This window comes from Halopseudomonas sp. Lyrl_26 (genome assembly GCF_051948695.1).
GTDB classification, from domain to species: domain Bacteria; phylum Pseudomonadota; class Gammaproteobacteria; order Pseudomonadales; family Pseudomonadaceae; genus Halopseudomonas; species Halopseudomonas formosensis.
Genome location: NZ_JAYJLH010000003.1, coordinates 124,706 through 145,465, shown reverse-complemented (window position 1 = coordinate 145,465; position 20,760 = coordinate 124,706). Strand labels below are relative to the sequence as shown.

The window sequence follows — 20,760 nt, the reverse complement described above, 5'->3', positions numbered from 1 at the left end:
GTGCTCGGTGGAAAAGCTCAAGGGCGCGATCGTGGTGGGATCACTCAAGCTGTTCGCACGGCTGCCGTTCGGTGTGGCACAGCGGGTCGGCGCCTTTGTCGGCTGGCTCATGTGGAAGCTGCCCAATCGCTCGCGGGAGGTGGTGCGTACCAACCTGCGGCACTGCTTTCCGGAGTTGTCCGAACAGGAGCGCGAGCACCTGGTGGGCGAGACCCTGATCAATATCGGCCGCAGCTTTGCCGAAAGTGCCTGCGCCTGGATGTGGGACCCGGCCAGAACCGTGGGCCTGATCCGCGAGGTCGAGGGCGAACACCTGCTGGATGAGGCCCTGGCCTCCGGCAAGGGAGTGGTCGGCATCACCAGCCATCTGGGGAACTGGGAAGTGCTCAATCACTGGTACTGCCGCAAGTGCTCACCCATCATCTTCTACCGTCCGCCCAAGCAGAAGGCGGTGGACGAACTCCTGCAGAGACAGCGGACCCAGCTGGGCAACAAGGTGGCGGCCTCTACCCGCGAGGGCATCATCAGTGTCATGCGCGAGGTGCGCAAGGGGGGTGCCGTGGGTATTCCCGCCGACCCCGAGCCGGCGCTCAAGAGCGGCCTGTTCGTTCCATTTTTCGGGGTTCAGGCGCTGACCAGCAAGTTCGTGCCCGGGCTGCTCAAGGGGCATGCAGCCCGGGGCATCTTCCTGCACTGCGTGCGTCTGCCGGACCACAGCGGCTTCAAGGTGATTGTCGAGCAGGCCCCGGAGGCGTTATACAGTGAGGACGAGCAGGAAGCCGTCACCGCGCTGAGTGCGACCATTGGGAGTTATGTTCGCCGGTGGCCCAGTCAGTACATGTGGAGCATGAAGCGCTTCAAGAAGCGCCCCGCCGGAGAGAAGAAGTGGTACTGACCGGCGGCTGACCCCAAGGACAGCAACGATGAGCAACAAGCGGGTTTATCCCCGGACCATGATGAAGGCCCGGATCAATATCACCCATCCCGGGCTGGGTGAGGTATTCGGCTATACCCGTGACCTTTCGGACGGCGGGGTATTCGTCGAGAACCCCGAACTGGCCGGGTTGGCCCCCGGTACCGAGGTCGACGGACAGGTGCAGGACATGCCCTTCGAGGCGCCAGTACTGCGCATGGTCATCCAGCGCGTGGTGGCCGGGGAAGGTGCCGGTATGGCATTCGTCGACCCCTGAAGGCTCAGCGCCGCCAGAACATCGGCGTCAACAGTACCAGCAGGGTGAAAACCTCCAGACGGCCCAGCAGCATGGCGAAGCTCAACAGCCATTTCACCAGGGCGCTGAGTTCACCGTAGTGTGCATTTACCTCCCCCAGCCCGGGCCCCAGATTGTTCATGCAGGCCGCCAGTGCCGAGAAGGCGGTGACGAAATCCAGCCCAGTGCCCAGCAGCAGCAGAAGCAGCACCGCGAAGGCAAACACGTAGACCGAGCAGAAGCCCCATACCGCCTCCACCACCCGGTCGCCCACCGGCCGCTGGCCCAGCTTGACCGGGAACACCCCGTTGGTGTGCAGCAGGCGCTTGATCTCGCGCACTCCCTGCTTGAATACCAGCAGTACCCGGATGATTTTCATGCCGCCGCCGGTGGAGCCGGCACAGGCGCCGGCGAAGCTGGCGTACAGCAGCAGGAAGGGCAGTACCGAAGGCCAGGCGGAAAAGTCGGTCACGGTGAAGCCCGTGGTGGTGGCGATGGAGACGGCCTGGAACAGGGCGAAGCGGATGGCCGAGGCCGGTGCATAGTACTGATGGGCGATCAGCAGCAGCGCGGTGACCAGCACCAGGCCCAGCAGTATCATCAGGTAGGCGCGGCATTCCGGATCCCGCCAGTAGCTGCGCATCGAGCGGAAGCGCCAGGCGGTGAAGTGCAACGCGAAGTTGATCCCCGACAGCACCATGAAGAACACGCATATCAGCTCGATGACCGGGCTGTTGTAGTAGCCGATGCTGGTGTCGTGGGTAGAGAAGCCGCCGATTGCCACGGTGGAGAAGCTGTGACCGATGGCATCGAACAGGCGCATGCCGGCCGCCCAGTACGCCAGGGCGCAGGTCAGGGTCAGGCCGGTATAGATGAACCAGAGTACCTTTGCCGTCTCGGCAATGCGCGGCGTCAGCTTGTTGTCCTTCAGCGGGCCGGGCATTTCCGCGCGATACAGCTGCATGCCGCCGACACCCAGCAGGGGCAGTATCGCCACCGCTAGTACGATGATCCCCATGCCGCCGAACCACTGAAGTTGCTGCCGGTAGAACAGCAGCGCCCGGGGCAGGGTGTCGAGCCCGGTGATGACAGTGGCGCCGGTGGTGGTCAGGCCGGAGAAGGATTCGAACACCGCATCGGCCACGCTCAGATCGGGCAGCTCCAGCAGGTACAGCGGTACCGCCCCGAACAGGCCCAGCACCGCCCAGAACAGAACGGTGATCAGGTAGCCGTCCCGGGTGCGCAGTTCGTTGCGCTGCCCCCTGACCGGCAGCCAGACCAGCAGACCCACCCCCAGGGTGATGGCGAAACCGGTGAGGAAGGCGTTCCGGGCCGGCTCGGCAAAATAGTGACCGACCGCCGCCGAGGGCAGCATTGCCAGGGAGAACAGCATCAGCAATATGCCGATGATGCGCTGGATCTGGGGATATTGCATGGGCGTCTACCTGTCCGGAAAGGAGGTCAGAGGAACGTCAGGCCGATCTGGAACAGACGCTCGACATCGCGGATATGCTTCTTGTCGATCACGAACAGGATGACGTGGTCATCGCTCTCTATCACCAGACTGTCGGAGGCGATCAGCACCTTCTGCCCGCGGACCACCGCACCTATGGTGGTGCCCGGCGGCAGCTTGATGTCACGGATGGCGCGGCCGACCACCTTGGAGGAGCGGGCATCGCCATGGGCGACGATCTCGATGGCCTCCGCCGCACCACGGCGCAGGGAGTAGACGTTGACGATATCGCCGCGGCGGATGTGCGTCAGCAGGGTGCCCAGGGTCGCATGGGACGGCGAGATGGCGATCTCGATCTGCCCACCCTGCACCAGATCCACGTAGGCCGGGTTGTTGATCAGCGCCATGACCCGGCGTGCCCCCAGTCGCCTGGCCAGCAGCGAGGACATGATGTTGGCCTCGTCGTCGTTGGTCACGGCGCAGAAGATGTCCACTTCCTCGATATTCTCGTCGATCAGCAGTTCCCGATCCGATGCGCTGCCGTAGAGCACTATGGCCCGATCCAGGTGCTGGGCCAGATAGTCGGCGCGGGCCCGGTTGTTCTCGACGATCTTGACCCGGTAGCGGGTCTCGATGGCCTCGGCCAGGCGTTCGCCGATATTGCCGCCGCCGGCGATCATCACCGTCTTGTTGCTGCGCTCGACCCGGCGCAGCTCGCTCATCACCGCGCGAATATCTTCCGAGGCGGCGATGAAGAACACCTCGTCGTCGGCCTCGATGATGGTGTCGCCCTTGGGCGTGATGGGCCGGTCGCGGCGGAAGATCGCCGCCACCCGGGTATCCACGCTGGGCATGTGCTGGCGCAGATAGCGCAGTTCCTGACCCACCAGCGGGCCGCCGTGATAGGCACGCACCGCCACCAGCTGGACCTTGCCCTCGGCGAAGTCCAGCACCTGCAGGGCACCGGGGTGCTGGATCAGACGCTTGATGTAGTTGGTGACTGCCTGTTCCGGGCTGATGACCACGTCCACCGGCAGATGATCATTGCCCAGCAGGCCATCCCGGGTGAGGTAGGCCGATTCGCGGATGCGGGCGATCTTGGTAGGAGTGCGGAACATCGAGTAGGCCACCTGGCAGGCAACCATGTTGGTCTCATCGCTGCTGGTCACCGCGATCAGCATGTCCGCATCGTCGGCACCGGCCTGGCGCAGTACGGTCGGCAGGGAACCACGGCCCTGGATGGTGCGGATGTCGAGGCGGTCACCGAGCACCCGCAGGCGGGTAGCGTCCACGTCCACCACGGTGATGTCGTTGGCCTCGCTGGCCAGCTCCGCTGCCAGGCTGCCGCCCACCTGTCCTGCACCGAGAATGATGATCTTCATGGATTCGTCCTGTTATCCGCGCTCAGCCCTTGTCGAGCTTGACCAGTCTGGCCAGATAGAAACCGTCATGGCCCTCTGGCTGGGGCAGCAGCTGGCGACCGGCGGGCTGGGTCGCGCCCTCGCCCACGTCGACTGGCAGCTGCCGGGCACCGCTGTGGCGCTGCAGAAAGGCTTCGATGACCCGGGTGTTCTCCTCGGGCAGCACCGAACAGGTGGCATAGACCAGAATGCCGCCTACCTCGAGGGTCTGCCACAGGGTATCCAGCAGCTCGCCCTGCAGGGCCGCCAGCGCGGCTATGTCCTCGGACTGGCGGGTCAGCTTGATGTCCGGATGACGGCGGATCACCCCGGTGGCGGAGCAGGGCGCGTCCAGCAGTATGCGCTGGAAAGGTCTGCCATCCCACCAGCTGGCCAGCTCACGCCCATCGGCCGCCTTGAGTGTAGCCTGCAGTTGCAGACGCTGCAGATTCTCGCGCACCCGCTCCAGTCGGCTCGGCTCCAGATCCAGCGCCACCAGTTCGCTCAGCCCGGGTTCCAGTTCGAGGATATGGCAGGTCTTGCCGCCAGGGGCACAGCAGGCGTCCAGCACCCGCTGTCCCGCCTTGAGGTCGAGCAGCGGAGCGGCGAGCTGGGCCGCTTCGTCCTGCACGCTGACTTCACCTTCGGCAAACCCCGGCAATTGCTGTACATCCCGGGGCGCCTGCAGGGTCAACCCGTCCACCGAGAAACGGCAGGGGCTGGCTTCGATGCCGGCTTCCTGCAGGCGTGCCAGATAACGGTCGCGGGTGCCGCGCCGGCGGTTGACCCGCAGGGTCATCGGCGGGTGCAGATTGTTGGCGGCGCAGATGGACTCCCAGTGATCGGGCCAGTCGGCCTTGAGGCGTTTCTGCAGCCAGCGCGGGTGGGCGGTGCGGATGACCGGGTCGCGTTCCAGCTGGGCCAGCAGGTCATTGCCCTCGCGCTGGACCCGGCGCAGGACGGCGTTGAGCAGTCCCTTGGCCCAGGGCTTCTTCAGGCGCACGGCCGCATCCACTGTTTCGCTGATGGCGGCATGGCCGGGTATGCGTGTGTACAGCAGCTGATAGATGCCCACCAGCAGCAGGGCGTGAATGTCGCGGTCGGCGGCTTTCAGTGGCTTCTGCAGCAGCTGCTCGGCCAGACCCTGCAGGCGGAAGGACCAGCGTGCCGTGCCGAAGGCCAGCTCCCGCGCCAGAGCCTGATCCCGCGGGGCGACGTGAGCCAGCTGAGGGGGCAGGCTGGTACCCAGCGACGCCTTGCCGGCCATGACCAGCGCCAGCGCGTTGGCGGCAGCCAGGCGCGGACTCACTGGCCGTTTTCCAGGCGCTGGCCGGGTACGAACTGGTCGCGCCGGGCGTTGTACAGATCGGCAAAGGCCAGCGGCTTGCCGCCGGGCAGTTGCAGCCGGGTCAGGCGCAGGGCCTGATCGCCACAGGCCACCAGCAGGCCCTGGCGGCTGCATTCGATAATGGTCCCGGGTGCGCCATTGCCGGCCTCCACCTCGGCACTCCAGACCTTGAGTGGCTGCCCCTGCCAGAGTGCGTGGGCCAGTGGCCAGGGGTTGAAGGCGCGGATCATCAGCGCCAGCTCGGTGGCCGGGCGACTCCAGTCGATGCGTGCATCGGCCTTGCCCAGCTTGTGGGCATAGGTCGCCTGGCTGTCATCCTGAACCTCGCCGGTGAGGGTGCCGGCTGCGAGCCCCGCTATGGCCTGCAGCACCGCCGGCGGTCCCATTTCGGCCAGGCGGTCGTGCAGGCTGCCGCCGGTGTCGTCGGGGCTGATCGGTGTGCTGACCTTGAGCAGCATGGGCCCGGTGTCGAGCCCGGCCTCCATCTGCATCACGGTCACCCCGGTCTCGCTGTCACCTGCTTCTATGGCCCGCTGTATGGGCGCCGCACCGCGCCAGCGTGGCAGCAGCGAGGCGTGGCTGTTGATGCAACCCAGTCGCGGGATATCCAGTACCGCCTGGGGTAGTATCAGGCCATAGGCAACCACCACCAGCAGGTCCGGCTGCAGCGCCGCCAGTTCGGCCTGGGCCTCGGCTGCGCGCAGGGTCTGCGGCTGATACACCGGCAGCGCATGCTGCAGCGCCAGTTGCTTGACCGCGCTCGGGGTCAGGCGCTGACCACGGCCGGCCGGGCGGTCAGGCTGGGTGTAGACCGCGACTATGTTCAGTCCGGCCTGCAGCAGCGCCTGCAGATGGGCGGCGGCAAACTCGGGGGTGCCGGCGAAAACGATGCGTAGATCCGCGCTCTTCATCACACTCTTTTCCTGCGTAAAGAAAAAAGGCTTGCCGTAGCAAGCCTTCCAGCCCTGACCGGCTCAGGCGTTGGCCTGGGCCCGGTGCAGCTTTTCCAGCTTCTTGCGGATGCGATCCCGCTTGAGGTTGGACAGGTAATCCACGAACAGCTTGCCGTTGAGGTGATCGCACTCGTGCTGGATGCATACCGCCAGCAGGCCCTCGCAGATCATCTCGAAGGCTTCGCCGTCACGGTTGAGCGCCTTGACCCGGACCCGCTCCGGACGGGTTACCGTCTCGTAGAAACCGGGGACCGACAGGCAGCCCTCCTGCATCTCGTCCAGCTCCTCGGTGAGGATCTCCAGCTCCGGGTTGATGAACACCAGAGGCTCGTTGTGCTCCTCTGACAGGTCGATGACGATGACCCGCTCGTGCACGTTCACCTGGGTAGCCGCCAGGCCGATGCCCGGCGCTGCATACATGGTTTCGAACATGTCATCCACCAGTTGGCGGATGCGTTCGTCAACCACGGCGACCGGCTTGGCAATGGTGCGCAGCCGGGGGTCGGGAAACTCAAGAATATTCAATATGGCCATGTCGGTTTGTGATGCACTTGTAGAACTGAGACGAAAGGTGCTGCTAATATGCTTGCAGCTTGGAAGTATAGCTGGTCCGCATGCCGGTTTGGGCAGGGACCTGGGTGCTGGCCTCTATAATAAAGGGATTCGTGTCATGAGGAAAACATTACTCGGCCTGATGCTGCTCGGTGTGAGCGTTCTGGTACAGGCACAGGAGTCGGTGTTCAAGGAAAACCACCCGCAGCAGTACGAAGTAGTCAAGGGCGATACGCTCTGGGGCATCGCCGGCCGGTTTCTCAACCTGCCCTGGAAGTGGCCCGAGATCTGGCACGCCAACCCGCAGATCAACAACCCCCATCTGATCTATCCGGGTGACATCATTTCCCTGGTGTATATCGACGGCCAGCCCCGTCTCATGGTCAATCGTGGCCAGGGCGGCACCATCCGTCTGTCGCCCACCGTGCGCACCACCCCCATGGCCGAAGCCATCCCGACCATTCCGCTGGAAGCCATCAATGCCTTCCTCAATGCCGGCCGCATCCTGGATGACGCCGATGCGCTGGAAGCCGCGCCCTATATCATCGGTGGCGAAGCCGAGAGCGTGGTAGCCGGTGCGGGCAACAAGGTCTATGCCCGTGGAGAGGTTGACGAATCCGTGCCGGCCTACGGCCTCTACCGCCGTGGCAAGGCCTATACCGATCCGCAGACCGGCGAATTCCTCGGCCTGCATGCCCAGGAGATCGGCAACGTCCAGGTGCTGGCAACCGAGCGCGACATCACCACCCTCATGGTCAACCGCAGCCGCCAGGAAGTTCGCATCGGTGACCGCCTGCTGGAGACCGAGGAGCGCGCCGTGTCCTCCACCTTCTTCCCCAGCGATCCGGAAGGTGAGGTCGAGGGCCTGATTCTGGATGTACCCAACGGTGTCACCCAGATCGGTCAGTATGACGTGGTCATCCTCAACAAGGGTGCACGCGACAACCTCAAGGAAGGTAACGTGCTGGCCATCTACAAGACCGGTGAGCTGGTCCGCGACCGCATCCAGAACGAACGTGTGCGCCTGCCCGATGAGCGCGCCGGTCTGCTGATGGTGTTCCGTGTCTATGACCGCATGAGCTACGGTATCGTCCTCAATGCCCAGCGGCAGCTGGCGATCATGGACAAGGTCCGCAACCCCTGATGTTCTCCGGGTTGCCGCCCGGCCGGGCGGCAACCCGTCTTCACCCCACCTGCCCCATCCTGATTCTCTTCCGAGCCCTGCCATGCTTACCGATTCGACTGACCGCCGTCTGGCCTGGTTGGCCCTGAGTCTGCTGCCCGGCGTTGGCCCCGCAGCACGCCGCCTGTTGCTGGATCAGGTTGATGATCCCCTGGCCCTGCTCCACGACCTTGATTGCCCGGTTGCGGGCCGCCTGCCGCCCCGCGTGGAGCAGGGGCTGAGCCTCTATCGCCAGGGTGATCCGCGCATCGACCGGCACATCGAGCAGAGCCGGGCGTGGCTGCAGCAGGCCGACTGCCATCTGCTGACCATTGACGACCCGCACTACCCGCCCCTGCTGCGCGAAATCAGCGACCCGCCGCTGGTGCTCTTCGTTCAGGGTTCTGCACAACTGCTGAGCGATCCGCAGATCGCCATGGTCGGCACCCGGCATCCCGGTCCCCACGGCGCCAGCACGGCCAGGGCCTTCGCCCGGGATTTCACCGAGAACGGCCTGACCGTGACCAGTGGCATGGCGCTGGGCATCGACGGTGCCTGCCATCAGGGCGCGCTGGATGCCCATGGTCAGACCATAGCCGTTTGGGGCACCGGCCTGGCCAACTGTTACCCGCGGCGTCATCGCCGGCTGGCCGAGGAGATCCTCGCCAACCGCGGCGCGCTGGTGTCCGAGCAGCCGCCCGGCACGGCGCCCCATGCCGGTTTGTTTCCCCTGCGCAACCGCATCATCAGCGGGCTGAGCCTGGGCACCCTGGTGGTCGAGGCCAGCCTCAACAGCGGCTCGCTGATCACCGCGCGCCTGGCGATGGAGCAGAACCGCGAAGTGTTTGCCATACCGGGGTCGATTCACAACCCCCGGGCCAGGGGCTGCCATCGCCTGCTGCGCGACGGTGCCATACTGGTGGAAACCGTCGACGATGTACTGCAGGCCCTGCGTCTGCCTCTGCACCGTGCGCTGGCCGAGGCACCATCGCAGACGCAGGTGACCCACCCGCTGTGGCGCTGGCTCGGGCATGACCCGGTCACTGCAGACTGGCTCGCGCTGCAGAGCGACATGCCGATTCACCAGGTACTCCAGGGGCTGATGGAGCTCGAACTCGACGGGCTGGTACTGCATACCCCGCAGGGATATTGTCGGGCCGGTGCAAGCTGACCTTGAGCGACGGCGGCGCCTCAGCTAATGTCGCCACTCGCAGATCAGGGGGTGGAATATGCTGGCAGAATGGCGGTTGGGACAGATTCGACGGGTGCTGTATTCCGGGGGCGTGATTGCCTATCCGACCGAAGCGGTATGGGGCCTGGGGTGTCACCCCTTGCATGGCCATGCGGTGAAGCGGCTGCTGGAGCTCAAGCAGCGGCCGGTGGAAAAGGGGCTGATTCTGGTCGCCGGCGATATCGAGGAGTTCGGTTTCCTGCTCTGGGACCTTCCCCAGCATCAGCTGGCCAAACTGCAGTTGTCCTGGCCGGGGCCCAACACCTGGCTGGTGCCACACCAGAACCGACTGCCACACTGGATCACCGGCGAGCATGACACAGTGGCTCTGCGGGTCAGTGCCCACCCGCTGATCCGTCAGCTGTGTGCAGCCTGCGGACCGCTGGTGTCCACCTCGGCGAACCCTGCCGGGCGCCCGCCGGCGCGCAACCGGCTGCGGGTGGAACAGTATTTCCACGGCCGGCTTGATGATGTGGTGGCGGGCAATTTGGGTGAGCAGCGCAATCCAAGTATCATCCGGGATCTGCAGACCGACGCCATTATCCGCCCCGCCTGAGAGGTACCCCGTGAACGAGATTCCCACCGCCACCGACATAGCCGCCGTCAAGGACTACCTGATGGGGCTGCAGGACCGTATCTGCGCTGCGCTGGAGCAGGCCGACGGTCAGGCTCGCTTTGTCGAGGACGACTGGCAGCGCCCGGGGGGCGGCGGTGGCCGCTCGCGCATCATCGAACAGGGTGCGCTGCTGGAGAAGGGCGGTGTCGGCTTCTCCCATGTCCATGGCGACGGCATGCCGCCCTCGGCCACCGCGCACCGGCCGGAACTGGCCGGCCGCAGCTTCCAGGCCATGGGCGTGTCCCTGGTGATGCATCCGGACAACCCCCATGTGCCCACCTCCCACGCCAACGTGCGCTTCTTCGTTGCCGAGAAGGCGGGCGCCGATCCGGTCTGGTGGTTCGGTGGCGGTTTCGATCTGACCCCCTACTATGCCACCGAGGAAGACTGCATCCACTGGCACCGCGTGGCCCGGGATGCCTGTGCGCCCTTCGGTGAGGATGTCTATCCGCGTTTCAAGAAATGGTGTGACGACTACTTCTATCTCAAGCACCGTAACGAAGCCCGGGGTGTCGGCGGCCTGTTCTTCGACGACCTCAACGAGTGGGGCTTCGAGCGCTGTTTCGCCTTCCTGCGGGCGGTGGGCGATGCCTATCTGGAGGCCTACCTGCCGATCATCGAGCGGCGTCGCAACACCCCCTGGACAGAGCAGCAAAAGGCTTTTCAGGAATACCGCCGTGGCCGCTATGTGGAGTTCAATCTGGTCTGGGACCGCGGCACCCTGTTCGGGCTGCAGTCCGGTGGCCGCACCGAGTCCATCCTCATGTCCCTGCCGCCCACGGTGCGCTGGGGCTATAACTGGCAGCCGGAGCCGGGCAGTGCCGAGGCTCGCCTGGTGGAGGAGTTCCTGCCGCCGCGCGACTGGCTGAAGGAGGAGCACTGATGGACAGGTATGCGGTCATCGGCAATCCGATTGCCCACAGCAAATCCCCGCTGATCCACGGACTTTTCGCCCGCCAGACCGGCCAGCAGCTGACCTATGAGGCGCTGCTGGCGCCGCTGGATGACTTTGCCGGCACCCTGCGCGCCTTCCTCCGAGAGGGGCTGGGCGCCAACGTCACCGTGCCCTTCAAGGAGCAGGCCTGGGAGCTGGTGGATACCCGCACCCCGGCAGCCGAGCTGGCCGGTGCGGTCAATACCATTGCGCGGCGGGCGGATGGCCGGCTGCTGGGCGACAACACCGACGGCAAGGGGCTGGTGAGGGACATAGAGCACAACGCGGGTTTCAGCCTCAGGGGTAAGCAGATCCTGCTGGTGGGTGCCGGCGGTGCCGCCAGAGGGGTGATCCAGCCGCTGCTGGAGGCACAGCCGGCGCAGCTGTGCGTGGTCAACCGTACCGTGGAGAAGGCCGAGCATCTGGCCAGGCTGTTCCGCGATCTGGGCCCGATCAGTGCCGCCGGATTCGACTGGATCGAGGAGCCGGTGGACCTGATCATCAATGCCACCTCCGCCAGTCTCGACGGTCAGCTGCCGCCGATCTCGCCGGGGCTGATCCAGCCGGGGCTGACCTGGTGCTACGACATGATGTACGCCAGCGAGGCCACGGTATTCAACCGCTGGGCCGCCCAGCAGGGCGCGGCACGCTGCCTTGACGGCCTCGGCATGCTGGTCGAGCAGGCCGCCGAGGCCTTTGCGCTGTGGCGCGGGGTACGCCCGGAAACGGCCCCGGTACTGGCCGCGCTGCGCTGAGCGACTTGCCGCCGCTCAGAGGCTGTTGGTGAGGTGGCCGCCGTCCACGTTGATCACGGTGCCGGTCATGAAGGAACCGGCCTCGCTGGCCAGCAGCAACAGCGGCCCGTCCAGTTCCTCCAGCTGGCCCAGGCGGCGCATCGGCACCTTGTCGCGGATGTAGTCCATGCCCTGTTGGGTATCGAACCAGTCGCTGTTGATCTCGGTACGGAAGTAGCCGGGGGCAATGGCGTTGACGCGGATCCTGTTGCGCGCCAGCTCCTGGGCCATGGCCTTGGTCAGCTGGACCACACCGGCCTTGGCCACCGCATAATGACTCAGGGCGGTGCCCACCCGCAGCCCCAGAATCGAGGCGATATTGATGATGCAGCCGCCCTGCCCGGCGCGGGCCATGGCCAGGCTGGCACGGTGGGCTACCCGCCAGGCGCCGTCCAGGTTGGTGTCCATCATGCTGCGCCAGTTGCCCTCGGTCATGTTGAGGAACATCACCGGGTCACCGATGCCGGCGTTGTTGACCAGGATATTCACCACACCCCACTGCTCTTCCGCCTGCTCGAAGGCGCGCTTGACGCTGTCGCTGTCGGTCACGTCCATGGTCACTGCCAAGGCCTGGGAGCCCTGCGCCTGCAGCTCCGCTACCAGTGCGGCCAGCCGGTCGGTGCGCCGCGCGGCAACCACCACCCGTGCTCCGGCCTCGGCCAGGGTACGGGCAAAATGGGCACCCAAGCCGCTGGAGGCGCCGGTAATCAGCGCGGTCTTGCCGGTCAGATCAAAACGCTGTGCAATCATTTGTTCCTTCCTCTCTGGACTCTCTCCCGAGTATCCACGATTCAGCCGGACCGCTCCAGCAACCCGGATGGGATGAATATCGGCGGATCAGCCATTACACTCTTGGCAAGGGCCGCGCTGCGGCGCACCGGTTTGGTAGGAGTTTCGGGTGCGGGATGATCACTGATGCGGGATAACCTGCGGCTGCAGCCGCCCGGGGGTGATGGCTGGCTCGCCTGGCTGCGCCCTTATCGTGCCGCCTGGCTGAGCGGTGATCTGGTCGCGGGCCTGGTCACGGCGATCATGATCATTCCCCAGAGCATGGCCTATGCCATGCTTGCCGGTCTGCCGGTGCAGATCGGACTCTACGCCAGCCTGCTGCCGCTGATCGGTTATGCCCTGTTCGGCACCAGCATGAGCATGTCGGTCGGCCCGGTGGCGGTGACCGCGCTGATGACCGTGGCCCTGCTCGGCCCCTTCGCCACCATCGGCTCGGCGGAGTACCTGCAGCTGGCCATCTGGCTGGCGCTGCTGTCGGGGGTGCTGCTGTTCGTGCTCGGCCTGCTGCGGATGGGCTTTCTCGCCAATTTTCTCAGCCATCCGGTGATCAGCGGCTTCATCAGCGGCGCCTCCATTCTCATCCTGCTCAGCCAGTTTCCCCATCTGCTCGGGCTGGAGCAGCTGCCGGGCTCGCCGGCGGCACTGCGCGAGCAGTGGACCCCGGTCAATACACTGGTGCTGACCATGGGACTGCTGGCGCTGATCTGGCTGCTCTATGCTCGCAGCCGTTTGAGCGGCCACCTGCAGCGGCTGGGTTTGAACCCGGCGCTGGCGGGCGTGCTGGCGCGACTGGCGCCCATTCTGGTGGTGGCCCTGGGCCTGGTGATCAGCCTGCCCGCCGATCTGGCCGGGCGCGGGGTGCCGGTGGTGGGCAGCCTGCCCGCCGGCCTGCCAGCCCTGGTCTGGAGTACGCCCGACCTGCCCACGCTGAAACTGCTGCTGTTGCCGGCGGCGCTGATCAGTCTGGTCAGCTTCGTCGAAAGCGTGTCCATCGCCCAGTCGCTGGCCCGTCGCAAGCGCCAGAGCATAGACCCGGACAAGGAACTGCTGGCACTGGGGGCGGCCAACGTGGGATCAGCACTGACCGGCGGTTTTGCCGTCTGCGGCGGTTTTTCCCGCTCGGGGGTGAATATCGAGGCCGGGGCCAATACCCCCCTGGCCGGAGTGGTCTCGGCGGCCGTGATCGCCTTCATTCTGGTGACGCTGGCGCCCCTGTTTGCGGCCCTGCCGCTGGTGGTGCTGGCGGTGGTCATTCTGGTAGCGGTAGCGCCGCTGATCGACGTGGCCGGACTGCGACGTACCTGGCGTTACGACCGTCGGGAGGGCGCAACCCTGGTAGCGACCGCCGCCGGGGTGATCTGGCTGGGTATCGAGGCTGGCATAGTGCTGGGTGTGGGCCTGTCCATCGTTACTCAGCTGTGGCGGGGCAGTCGCCCCCACGTCGCGGTGGTAGGCCGGGTGCCCGGCACCCAGTATTTCCGCAATACCCGCCGGCACCTTGTGGAGATCGAGCCGCGATTGTTGGCGGTACGCATCGACGAGAACATCTTCTTCGCCAACACCCGGGCCATTGAGCGGGCCATCCTGCAGGCCCTGCGCGACTATCCGGACACCCGGGATCTGCTGCTGATTCTCTCGGCCGTCAACCATATCGACAGTACCGGTCTGGACATGCTCTGCGAACTCAGCCAGGGCCTGCGTGACAAGGGCATTGCCGTGCATCTGGCCGAGGTCAAGGGGCCGGTGATGGATCAACTGTCCGATACCGACTGGATCCAGAAACTGGTCAGCGGCGTCTTTCCCAGCACCCATATCGCCTTCAATACCCTGGGCGACAGCCCGGGCGCTGCTCTGGATCAATCCGCGGGCAGCACAACCTGATACCATTGTCTGCTGGATTTAGCCGCCCCGGACGGTTATACCAGCCTGCGGCAGCCATGTGCTGCCAGTTCAAATAACAGATAAGGAGTAATAACAGTGTTCAGAACCGTGCTCGCCGGCGCCCTGGCCGCCGTGGTAATGGGACTCGGCATGACCGCTCAGGCCGAGGTTGTTTCCCCCGAGGACCAGATCAAGCTGCGCAAGGCCGGCTACAGCTACATGTCCTGGAACATGGGCAAGATCAAGGCGCAGGTGATTGATCAAAGCGTGGCCTATGACCAGGGCCAGATCCTGGCCGCTGCCCGCACCCTGGATGCCATTGCCAATTCCGGCATGGGTGCGCTGTACGGACCGGGTACCGACCGTCAGGTCGGCGCGCAGCAGACCCGGGTCAAGCCCGAGATGTTCGACAACTTCCCCGATGTGGCGCAGCTGTCGGCTGGCCTCACTGCCGCCACCGGCAAGCTGGTCGACGCCGCCGAGGCGGACGATCGCGCCGCTCTGCGCACCGCCTTTGCCGAGGTCGGCCAGAGCTGCAAGGCCTGCCACGACAAGTACCGGCAGCGCTGAACCAACCGCCGTGCGGGTCTGGCCCGCGCGGACTTACCAGGCCGGTGCCGCCGCTGGGGCAGGTGCCGGTATCCAGCTGCCATTGGCCAGCCACAGCGCAGCGCCCGCCAGCAGCAACGCCAGTACCAGCGCCAGTACCGACCTGAACGGGGAGCGATTCCCCGGACACACCTTGCTCTCAGGCACATAGGTACAGCCATGAATCATGGGGCCGATCAGCCGCTTGCCGCGGAGCTGATACACCAGGATTGCCAGCACATGCAGCCCTATCAGCAGGTACAGCCACAGCTCGGTCTGGCGATGCAGACTGCTCAGCGTGGAGACGGTTGAAGAGGATACTGCCCGGGTCAGCGGGCCGTTGAAGGCGATCTCGTCGCTGGTGAACAGGCCCGATACCGCCTGGAAGCCGAACAGGAAAAGCATGGCCAATACCGAGAGCGCCCCCAGGGGGGTGTGTCCGGGCCGCTGCCAGTCTCCGCGCAGATAGGCGCCCAGCGCAGCAGGGGTGGGGAAGAAACTGCAAAAACGGGAATGGGTTGATCCCAGCACGCCCCAGGCAAGACGGAAAGCGATCAGGCCAACTACCGCCAGGCCGAAGCGGCCATGCCATTCGATCCAGGCTGCACCGCTATTGATGGTCACCAGTGCGCCGATGACGGCGACGGCCAGCGACCAGTGAAACAGCCTCAGGGGAAGATCCCAGACCTTGATCCGTACCACGTTACTGCTCCTTGCTGATCCAAATCAGCAAGGCTAAACGCAGTGCCGAACCCCGGCAAGGGGTGGAAGGTCGCAGTTACAAAGGGAGTAACGCCATACCGGCCACGGCAGGAGCCCGTATGGCGTTGCTGCTTCCCGCTGCGATCAGAGTCGCGGTCGGCGTCCCATGATGAAGGACACGATGAACAGGACGAGAAACACGACGAACAGAATCTTGGCAATGCCCGTTGCGGTCCCGGCGATGCCACCGAAGCCCAGAACCGCAGCGATGATGGCGATGATCAGAAAAGTGATAGCCCAGCTCAGCATGGTAGTTCTCCTCGATTGGTTTTATATTCAGCGCTCCTGCGCCGACTTCAGTCTTCCATGCCACCGACCCGCAGGGAGCCGGCATTCACACCGCGGACGCCGCGGATGTTCTCGGTGATCTCTACCGCCAGGGACTTCTCGGCCTCACTGGCAACCGCGCCACTCAGGGTGACCTGACCGTTACGGGTCTCGACGGAGATGTCCAGACCATCCAGATTGCTGTTGAACAGGAAGCTGGACTTCACCTTGCTGGTGATCCAGGCATCACTGATCGCCCCACCGGCATTGTCCACCTGCGCCCTGGCCCGATCACTGGTGCCGCCCTCGGCACTCACATTCAGCTTGTTCTCCACCCGGCGTACGCCTTCGGTGTTGCGAGCCAGACGCTCGGCCAGCTCGCTGGCGGCATCGCTGTCGGCACGGCCCTCCAGGGTCACCACGCCATCGCGTGTGGTGACATTGATATCCAGACCCTCGGTGTTGCGATTCCACAACAGTTTCGACTTCACGGTGGCGGTAGTAGTTGCATCATTGAAGCGGCTGGAGAAGCTGCGCTCGCCGTCCGCAGCGCGCTTGACCTCTTCACCGCTGACCTGCAGCTGGTTGTCCACCTCGTTGATGCCTTCCACGCCCAGGGCGACTTGCGCGGCCAGATCACGCTCGACCTCGGACTCCACTTCACCGGTCAGGATGGCTACCCCGTTCTCCACTTCCACGTCTATGCTGAAAGGACTCAGATGGCGGTTGAGGGCGAAGGCAGTCCACACCGACCCCTCCTGGCGAGCCTCGGTCAGCTGGCGGCTCATGTCCCCGTCGGCGGCGTGGGCGGTCATGGTGCCCAGGGTGAGCACGCTGAGGGTGGCGGTGGCGAGGGCTATCGTTTTCAATCTACGCATCGGTTGACTCCGTTTCATGTTGTTGTCTGCTGCCCAGAGTGGTGCTCTTCGTCTGCCGGCGTCTGCAGGGGGTGGCAAAACGGACCTTTTTCAAGGCAGTCTGATGTCATAGACCGTTATTTAGCGCAGAGGTTGCCATGTTTCGTTTAGCGATGTTGATCTCCCTGGTGCTGGCCCTGGGCGCCTGTCAGGTGTCGGTGCCGCGCACCGATTACGACCTGAACCGGGATTTCGGTCAGTACCAGACCTGGTCCTGGTCCGAGCCGGCGGTGACCTACGCCCCGGCCAGCGACCCCCGTGTGGCCAGCGATCTGACCTCCCGGCGGGTAAAGGAAGCGGTCAGCGCACAGCTCGATGTACGCGGACTTCGCCCGGCGACGGAGCCTGCCACCGCGGACCTGCGGGTACAGGCCACCCTGATCACCGAGATCCACAGGGATGACGTGACCACCCACTATGGGGGCTATTGGGGTTACTGGGGGCCCTATTGGGGCGGGCCGGGCTACAGCCAGACCCGTACCGTGGAGTACCCGGTGATGACGCTGCAGATCGATCTGTTCGACGCCCGGGATGGGCAGCTGGTGTGGCGCGGCAGCGACAGTGCCCGGGTCAATGAGCGTCTGTCGCCGCTGGAGCGCAGTCGCGAGATGCACGAGCGCGCCGCACGGGTGCTGAACAGCTACCCGCCCGGCTACTGAGATCGTTCAGAAATTGGCTGGGGTGGTGGCGCTGATCAGCTCGCAGGGCTCATCGAAGGGATTATTGAAGCGGTGCGGCAGACTGCTCTCGAAATAGTAGCTGTCCCCCGCATCCAGCACGTGAACCTCGTCACCCACGGTGAGCTCGAGGCGGCCACGCACCACCATGCCGGCCTCCTCGCCTTCATGGCGCAGCATGTCCGGACCGGTATCCGCCGCAGGGGGATAGACCTCGCGCAGAAAGGAGATGCTGCGTCCGGGATGGTCCTTGCCGACCAGCTGCATGATGACCTGATTGGAGCCGATATCCAGTAACTCGTCGGCCCGGTAGACCACCTTGCGAGGCTGCGCCTGGGCACTTTCCAGGGAAAAGAACTCCACCAGCGACATGGGGATGCCGCCCAGCACCTTCTTCAGCGAACTGACCGAAGGACTGACGCTGTTCTTCTCGATCATGGAAATGGTGCTGTTGGTGACACCGGCGCGTTTGGCCAGCTCACGCTGGGACAGACCCTTGAGTTTACGGATGGTTTTCAGGCGGGTACCAACATCCAAGGTCGGAATCCTCCAGGAGGGCGGAAAGTCAGGAACAGCAGGGGGTTCAGGAACAGCGCATTGTTGCACGGCTGTGCATTATCTTCAACGCGCTGACTGAAATCCGCCACGCTGGCGGACAGTCAGTCCTGATAGCAGCGCGGTACCCGGTTCAGGTTGCAGAACAGCTGGTAGGAAATGGTCCCCGCATGACTGGCCACCTCGCCCGCATCCAGCCCCTTGCCCCACAGCCGTACATGGCTGCCCAGACCGCTGGCCGGCAGGTCGGTCAGATCCACGGTGAGCATGTCCATCGACACCCGCCCGACCAGGCTGGTGCGCTGACCATCCACCAGCACCGGGGTGCCGTCGGCGGCATGGCGTGGATAGCCGTCGGCATAGCCCATGGCCACCAGACCGATACGGCTGGGTCGGGTGGTCAGGTAGCGCGAGCCATAGCCGATGGGTTCGCCGCTGGCGACCTGGTGCACGGCGATGATCTTCGATTCCAGCTGCATCACCGGCTGCAGTTGCGCCGCCTGCGGCTGGGGAAAGCCGAAGGGGCTGGAGCCGTACAGCATGATGCCCGGGCGGACCCAGTCACCATGGGCCTGTGGCCAGGCCAGTACGCCGGCGGAGTTGCACAGGCTCCTGGCCACCTCCCCGAGGTCGGCGGTGGCGCTGCGGACGGCCTCCAGCTGCTGCTCGGTGCGGCCGGTGTCCGGCTCGTCTGCGCGGGAGAAGTGGGTGATGCTGGTCAGGCTGGCGACCTTGCCGCTGGCCAGCAGCTGCCGCCAGATGGCCGGATAGATCTGCGGAGCGAAGCCGGTGCGATGCATGCCGCTGTCCAGCTTCAGCCAGGCGTTCAGCGGTTTGCTCAGGTTGGCCTGCTCAAGGTCCTGCAGGTGCCCGTCGTGGTGTATGACCGGCCACAGGTCATGCTGGCAGATCAGCTCCAGTTCACTGGCCTCGAACCAGCCCTCGAGCAGCACTATCGGCTGGCGATGGCCGGCCGCCCGCAGTTCCAACGCCTCCTCGATGGCGGAGACGGCAAAGCCGTCCACTTCCGTGTCCAGCGCCGCCGCACACTCCAGTGCGCCATGGCCATAGGCGTTGGCCTTGACCACCGCCAGTGCCCGGCAGCCGGACAGGCTCTTGGCCAGACGGTAGTTGTGACGCAGGGCAGACAGGTCGATCAGGGCACGGGCTGGACGCATGGTAAATCCACAGGAATGACGATAGAAACAGGGCCACGGAATGGCGGAACGCCGGCGGCAAGAATATCAGATTCCGCCGGCTGAGGCGGTGGACGTTGGTCGATATGTCCCGCTTGTGCGCTCTTCTTCCGCAGGGCAATTGCCGCTATTCTGCGGCTATCAATCGCAAGCAGGGGATTTTTCATGTCGTTTCCAGCCATTCACACCGATGACTACCCCGACTCCTGGTATCTGGCCTCGCGCAAACTGGAATTCGATTGCCCCGTGCTCGAGGGCGAGTTGCAGGCGGATGTCTGTGTGGTGGGCGGCGGCTTCACCGGCCTGAATACCGCCATCGAACTGGCCCAGCGCGGCATGTCGGTGGTGTTGCTGGAGGCCCGGCGCATCGGTTGGGGCGCCAGCGGGCGCAATGGCGGGCAGCTGATCCGTGGCGTGGGTCATGACCTGGAGCAGTTCACCCGGATCCTGGGTGCCGAGGGGGTGCGCGAGCTCAAGCTGATGGGACTGGAGGCGGTACAGCTGGTGCGCCGGCGCATCGAGGAGTTCGGCATCGATTGCGATCTGACCTGGGGTTACTGCGATCTGGCCAACAAACCTAAGCACATGGACGGCTTCCGGGCTGATCGGGAGGAGTTGCTGGGGCTGGGTTATCAGCATGAGCTGCGGCTGGTCGAAGCCGATCAGCTGCATTCCGTGGTCGGCTCCGACCGCTATGTCGGCGGCATGATCGACATGGGCTCGGGGCATCTGCACCCGCTCAACCTGGCCCTCGGCGAAGCGCAGGCAGCCCGCTCGCTGGGCGTGCAGCTGTTCGAGCGCTCGGCGGTCACCGCCATTGACCAGGGCCCTGTGATTACCGTCCATACCGCCCGCGGGCGGATCCGGGCCTCGCAGCTGGTATTGGGTTGCAACGCCTACCACAGCGGCGTACAGCCATCGCTGGCCAGCCGAGTGATCCCCGCCGGCAGCTATGTGATCGCCACTGAGCCCCTGTCCGAGGAACTGGCGCGGGAACTGATCCCGCAGAACATGGCCCTGTGTGATCAACGGGTGGCGCTGGACTATTACCGGCTGTCGCCCGACCGTCGCCTGCTGTTCGGCGGTGCCTGCCACTACTCCGGGCGGGATCCGGCGGATATCGCCGCCTACATGCGGCCGAAGATGCTCAAGGTCTTTCCGCAGTTGGCCAATGTCCGCATCGACTACCAGTGGGGCGGCATGATCGGCATCGGCGCCAACCGCCTGCCGCAGATCGGCCGTCTGCCCGAGCACCCCAACGTGTTCTATGCCCAGGCCTACTCCGGCCACGGGGTGAATGCCACCCACCTGGCCGCGCGCATCCTTGCCGAGGCCATCACCGGCCAGGCCAGTCGCGGCTTCGATCTGTTCAGCCAGGTGCCGCACATGGCCTTCCCCGGCGGCGAACGCTTCCGGGCGCCGCTGCTGGCGCTGGGCATGCTCTGGCAGAAGATCAGGGAAGGCAGTTTCTGAACAG

The 20,760-nt window shown here is 65.0% G+C and carries 23 protein-coding genes; 11 read left to right on the top strand and 12 right to left on the bottom strand.

Annotated features, from left to right (window positions below; all coding sequences use genetic code 11):
* Positions 1 to 7 precede the first annotated feature (7 nt).
* Positions 8 to 895 (top strand): lysophospholipid acyltransferase, encoded by an 888-nt coding sequence (locus VF673_RS05830; RefSeq protein WP_440291244.1) that lies wholly within the window; start codon positions 8 to 10, stop codon positions 893 to 895.
* A 28-nt stretch (positions 896 to 923) separates the two neighbouring features.
* Positions 924 to 1,190, top strand: coding sequence for a PilZ domain-containing protein (locus VF673_RS05825; RefSeq protein WP_440291243.1), 267 nt, complete (start codon positions 924 to 926; stop codon positions 1,188 to 1,190).
* A 4-nt stretch (positions 1,191 to 1,194) separates the two neighbouring features.
* Here VF673_RS05825 and VF673_RS05820 read toward each other — a convergent pair whose 3' ends face one another.
* The 5 genes from VF673_RS05820 to def all read right to left on the bottom strand — a co-directional run bounded on the left by VF673_RS05820 (position 1,195) and on the right by def (position 6,896).
* On the bottom strand, positions 1,195 to 2,643 hold the full coding sequence (locus VF673_RS05820; RefSeq protein ID WP_440291242.1) for a TrkH family potassium uptake protein: 1,449 nt from the start codon (positions 2,641 to 2,643) through the stop codon (positions 1,195 to 1,197).
* 26 nt (positions 2,644 to 2,669) lie between these two features.
* Positions 2,670 to 4,043 (bottom strand): Trk system potassium transporter TrkA, encoded by a 1,374-nt coding sequence (gene trkA, locus VF673_RS05815; protein ID WP_440291241.1) that lies wholly within the window; start codon positions 4,041 to 4,043, stop codon positions 2,670 to 2,672.
* A 22-nt stretch (positions 4,044 to 4,065) separates the two neighbouring features.
* The gene (rsmB, locus tag VF673_RS05810) at positions 4,066 to 5,370 is read right to left on the bottom strand and encodes a 16S rRNA (cytosine(967)-C(5))-methyltransferase RsmB (RefSeq protein ID WP_440291240.1); all 1,305 of its coding nucleotides are present in this window, start codon (positions 5,368 to 5,370) and stop codon (positions 4,066 to 4,068) included.
* Entirely contained in the window at positions 5,367 to 6,320 is a 954-nt protein-coding gene (fmt, locus tag VF673_RS05805; protein WP_440291389.1) for a methionyl-tRNA formyltransferase, read from the bottom strand. Before fmt ends, rsmB begins: the two co-directional genes overlap by 4 nt.
* A 63-nt stretch (positions 6,321 to 6,383) precedes the next feature.
* Entirely contained in the window at positions 6,384 to 6,896 is a 513-nt protein-coding gene (def, locus tag VF673_RS05800; protein WP_090539521.1) for a peptide deformylase, read from the bottom strand.
* A gap of 136 nt (positions 6,897 to 7,032) precedes the next feature.
* Between def and VF673_RS05795 the strand changes: the two genes are divergently transcribed.
* The 5 genes from VF673_RS05795 (at position 7,033) to aroE (ending at position 11,612) form a co-directional block, all read left to right on the top strand.
* The gene (locus VF673_RS05795; RefSeq protein WP_440291239.1) at positions 7,033 to 8,058 is read left to right on the top strand and encodes a LysM peptidoglycan-binding domain-containing protein; all 1,026 of its coding nucleotides are present in this window, start codon (positions 7,033 to 7,035) and stop codon (positions 8,056 to 8,058) included.
* A gap of 82 nt (positions 8,059 to 8,140) precedes the next feature.
* Positions 8,141 to 9,247: a DNA-processing protein DprA gene (gene dprA, locus VF673_RS05790; protein ID WP_440291238.1), complete on the top strand. Its 1,107-nt coding sequence runs from the start codon at positions 8,141 to 8,143 to the stop codon at positions 9,245 to 9,247.
* A gap of 58 nt (positions 9,248 to 9,305) precedes the next feature.
* Complete coding sequence (locus VF673_RS05785; RefSeq protein ID WP_090539527.1) at positions 9,306 to 9,863, top strand: L-threonylcarbamoyladenylate synthase; 558 nt, start codon at positions 9,306 to 9,308, stop codon at positions 9,861 to 9,863.
* Between the two features lie 37 nt (positions 9,864 to 9,900).
* On the top strand, positions 9,901 to 10,806 hold the full coding sequence (gene hemF / locus VF673_RS05780) for an oxygen-dependent coproporphyrinogen oxidase (protein ID WP_407046231.1): 906 nt from the start codon (positions 9,901 to 9,903) through the stop codon (positions 10,804 to 10,806).
* Positions 10,806 to 11,612 carry a shikimate dehydrogenase gene (gene aroE, locus VF673_RS05775; RefSeq protein WP_440291237.1) on the top strand — a complete coding sequence of 269 codons (807 nt, stop codon included), beginning with the start codon at positions 10,806 to 10,808 and terminating at the stop codon, positions 11,610 to 11,612. Before hemF ends, aroE begins: the two co-directional genes overlap by 1 nt.
* 15 nt (positions 11,613 to 11,627) lie before the next feature.
* Here aroE and VF673_RS05770 read toward each other — a convergent pair whose 3' ends face one another.
* Positions 11,628 to 12,401 carry an SDR family NAD(P)-dependent oxidoreductase gene (locus tag VF673_RS05770; RefSeq protein ID WP_440291236.1) on the bottom strand — a complete coding sequence of 258 codons (774 nt, stop codon included), beginning with the start codon at positions 12,399 to 12,401 and terminating at the stop codon, positions 11,628 to 11,630.
* A gap of 165 nt (positions 12,402 to 12,566) precedes the next feature.
* Here VF673_RS05770 and VF673_RS05765 point away from each other — a divergent pair, with 165 nt between their 5' ends.
* Together VF673_RS05765 and VF673_RS05760 are read left to right on the top strand one after the other, a co-directional pair.
* Positions 12,567 to 14,321: a SulP family inorganic anion transporter gene (locus VF673_RS05765; protein ID WP_440291235.1), complete on the top strand. Its 1,755-nt coding sequence runs from the start codon at positions 12,567 to 12,569 to the stop codon at positions 14,319 to 14,321.
* Positions 14,322 to 14,417: 96 nt separating this feature from the next.
* Complete coding sequence (locus VF673_RS05760; protein ID WP_440291234.1) at positions 14,418 to 14,891, top strand: c-type cytochrome; 474 nt, start codon at positions 14,418 to 14,420, stop codon at positions 14,889 to 14,891.
* 33 nt (positions 14,892 to 14,924) lie between these two features.
* Here VF673_RS05760 and VF673_RS05755 read toward each other — a convergent pair whose 3' ends face one another.
* The 3 genes from VF673_RS05755 to VF673_RS05745 all read right to left on the bottom strand — a co-directional run bounded on the left by VF673_RS05755 (position 14,925) and on the right by VF673_RS05745 (position 16,816).
* Complete coding sequence (locus tag VF673_RS05755) at positions 14,925 to 15,611, bottom strand: cytochrome b/b6 domain-containing protein (RefSeq protein WP_440291233.1); 687 nt, start codon at positions 15,609 to 15,611, stop codon at positions 14,925 to 14,927.
* A gap of 144 nt (positions 15,612 to 15,755) precedes the next feature.
* A complete protein-coding gene (locus VF673_RS05750; RefSeq protein WP_090539539.1) occupies positions 15,756 to 15,920 on the bottom strand; it encodes a DUF1328 domain-containing protein in 165 nt (54 codons plus the stop codon).
* A gap of 47 nt (positions 15,921 to 15,967) precedes the next feature.
* Positions 15,968 to 16,816, bottom strand: coding sequence for a BON domain-containing protein (locus tag VF673_RS05745; RefSeq protein ID WP_440291232.1), 849 nt, complete (start codon positions 16,814 to 16,816; stop codon positions 15,968 to 15,970).
* Positions 16,817 to 16,953: 137 nt separating this feature from the next.
* Between VF673_RS05745 and VF673_RS05740 the strand changes: the two genes are divergently transcribed.
* Positions 16,954 to 17,514, top strand: a complete 561-nt coding sequence (locus VF673_RS05740; RefSeq protein ID WP_440291231.1) for a DUF4136 domain-containing protein — start codon at positions 16,954 to 16,956, stop codon at positions 17,512 to 17,514.
* A 6-nt stretch (positions 17,515 to 17,520) separates the two neighbouring features.
* On the opposite strand, the gene VF673_RS05735 is transcribed toward VF673_RS05740, so the two are convergent.
* The 3 genes from VF673_RS05735 to VF673_RS05725 all read right to left on the bottom strand — a co-directional run bounded on the left by VF673_RS05735 (position 17,521) and on the right by VF673_RS05725 (position 19,450).
* Positions 17,521 to 18,069, bottom strand: a complete 549-nt coding sequence (locus VF673_RS05735; RefSeq protein WP_090539545.1) for a cupin domain-containing protein — start codon at positions 18,067 to 18,069, stop codon at positions 17,521 to 17,523.
* A gap of 122 nt (positions 18,070 to 18,191) precedes the next feature.
* Positions 18,192 to 19,265, bottom strand: a complete 1,074-nt coding sequence (gene alr / locus VF673_RS05730; protein ID WP_440291230.1) for an alanine racemase — start codon at positions 19,263 to 19,265, stop codon at positions 18,192 to 18,194.
* Positions 19,244 to 19,450 (bottom strand): hypothetical protein, encoded by a 207-nt coding sequence (locus VF673_RS05725; RefSeq protein WP_440291229.1) that lies wholly within the window; start codon positions 19,448 to 19,450, stop codon positions 19,244 to 19,246. The genes alr and VF673_RS05725 overlap by 22 nt, the downstream gene beginning before the upstream one ends.
* On the opposite strand from VF673_RS05725, the gene VF673_RS05720 reads away from it, so the two are divergent.
* Entirely contained in the window at positions 19,449 to 20,756 is a 1,308-nt protein-coding gene (locus VF673_RS05720) for an NAD(P)/FAD-dependent oxidoreductase (protein ID WP_440291228.1), read from the top strand. The genes VF673_RS05725 and VF673_RS05720 overlap by 2 nt on opposite strands.
* Positions 20,757 to 20,760 lie beyond the last annotated feature (4 nt).

Excerpts from the sequence above, each read along its gene's own strand:
- VF673_RS05720 (WP_440291228.1), top strand. The coding sequence starts at position 19,449 with ATGTCGTTTCCAGCCATTCACACCGATGACTACCCCGACTCCTGGTAT.
- VF673_RS05765 (WP_440291235.1), top strand. The coding sequence starts at position 12,567 with ATGCGGGATAACCTGCGGCTGCAGCCGCCCGGGGGTGATGGCTGGCTC.
- aroE (WP_440291237.1), top strand. The coding sequence starts at position 10,806 with ATGGACAGGTATGCGGTCATCGGCAATCCGATTGCCCACAGCAAATCC.
- VF673_RS05770 (WP_440291236.1), bottom strand. The coding sequence starts at position 12,401 with ATGATTGCACAGCGTTTTGATCTGACCGGCAAGACCGCGCTGATTACC.
- trkA (WP_440291241.1), bottom strand. The coding sequence starts at position 4,043 with ATGAAGATCATCATTCTCGGTGCAGGACAGGTGGGCGGCAGCCTGGCA.
- VF673_RS05825 (WP_440291243.1), top strand. The coding sequence starts at position 924 with ATGAGCAACAAGCGGGTTTATCCCCGGACCATGATGAAGGCCCGGATC.
- VF673_RS05745 (WP_440291232.1), bottom strand. The coding sequence starts at position 16,816 with ATGCGTAGATTGAAAACGATAGCCCTCGCCACCGCCACCCTCAGCGTG.
- fmt (WP_440291389.1), bottom strand. The coding sequence starts at position 6,320 with ATGAAGAGCGCGGATCTACGCATCGTTTTCGCCGGCACCCCCGAGTTT.
- VF673_RS05785 (WP_090539527.1), top strand. The coding sequence starts at position 9,306 with ATGCTGGCAGAATGGCGGTTGGGACAGATTCGACGGGTGCTGTATTCC.
- VF673_RS05820 (WP_440291242.1), bottom strand. The coding sequence starts at position 2,643 with ATGCAATATCCCCAGATCCAGCGCATCATCGGCATATTGCTGATGCTG.
- VF673_RS05725 (WP_440291229.1), bottom strand. The coding sequence starts at position 19,450 with ATGAAAAATCCCCTGCTTGCGATTGATAGCCGCAGAATAGCGGCAATT.
- VF673_RS05750 (WP_090539539.1), bottom strand. The coding sequence starts at position 15,920 with ATGCTGAGCTGGGCTATCACTTTTCTGATCATCGCCATCATCGCTGCG.
- VF673_RS05795 (WP_440291239.1), top strand. The coding sequence starts at position 7,033 with ATGAGGAAAACATTACTCGGCCTGATGCTGCTCGGTGTGAGCGTTCTG.
- dprA (WP_440291238.1), top strand. The coding sequence starts at position 8,141 with ATGCTTACCGATTCGACTGACCGCCGTCTGGCCTGGTTGGCCCTGAGT.
- def (WP_090539521.1), bottom strand. The coding sequence starts at position 6,896 with ATGGCCATATTGAATATTCTTGAGTTTCCCGACCCCCGGCTGCGCACC.
- alr (WP_440291230.1), bottom strand. The coding sequence starts at position 19,265 with ATGCGTCCAGCCCGTGCCCTGATCGACCTGTCTGCCCTGCGTCACAAC.
- VF673_RS05740 (WP_440291231.1), top strand. The coding sequence starts at position 16,954 with ATGTTTCGTTTAGCGATGTTGATCTCCCTGGTGCTGGCCCTGGGCGCC.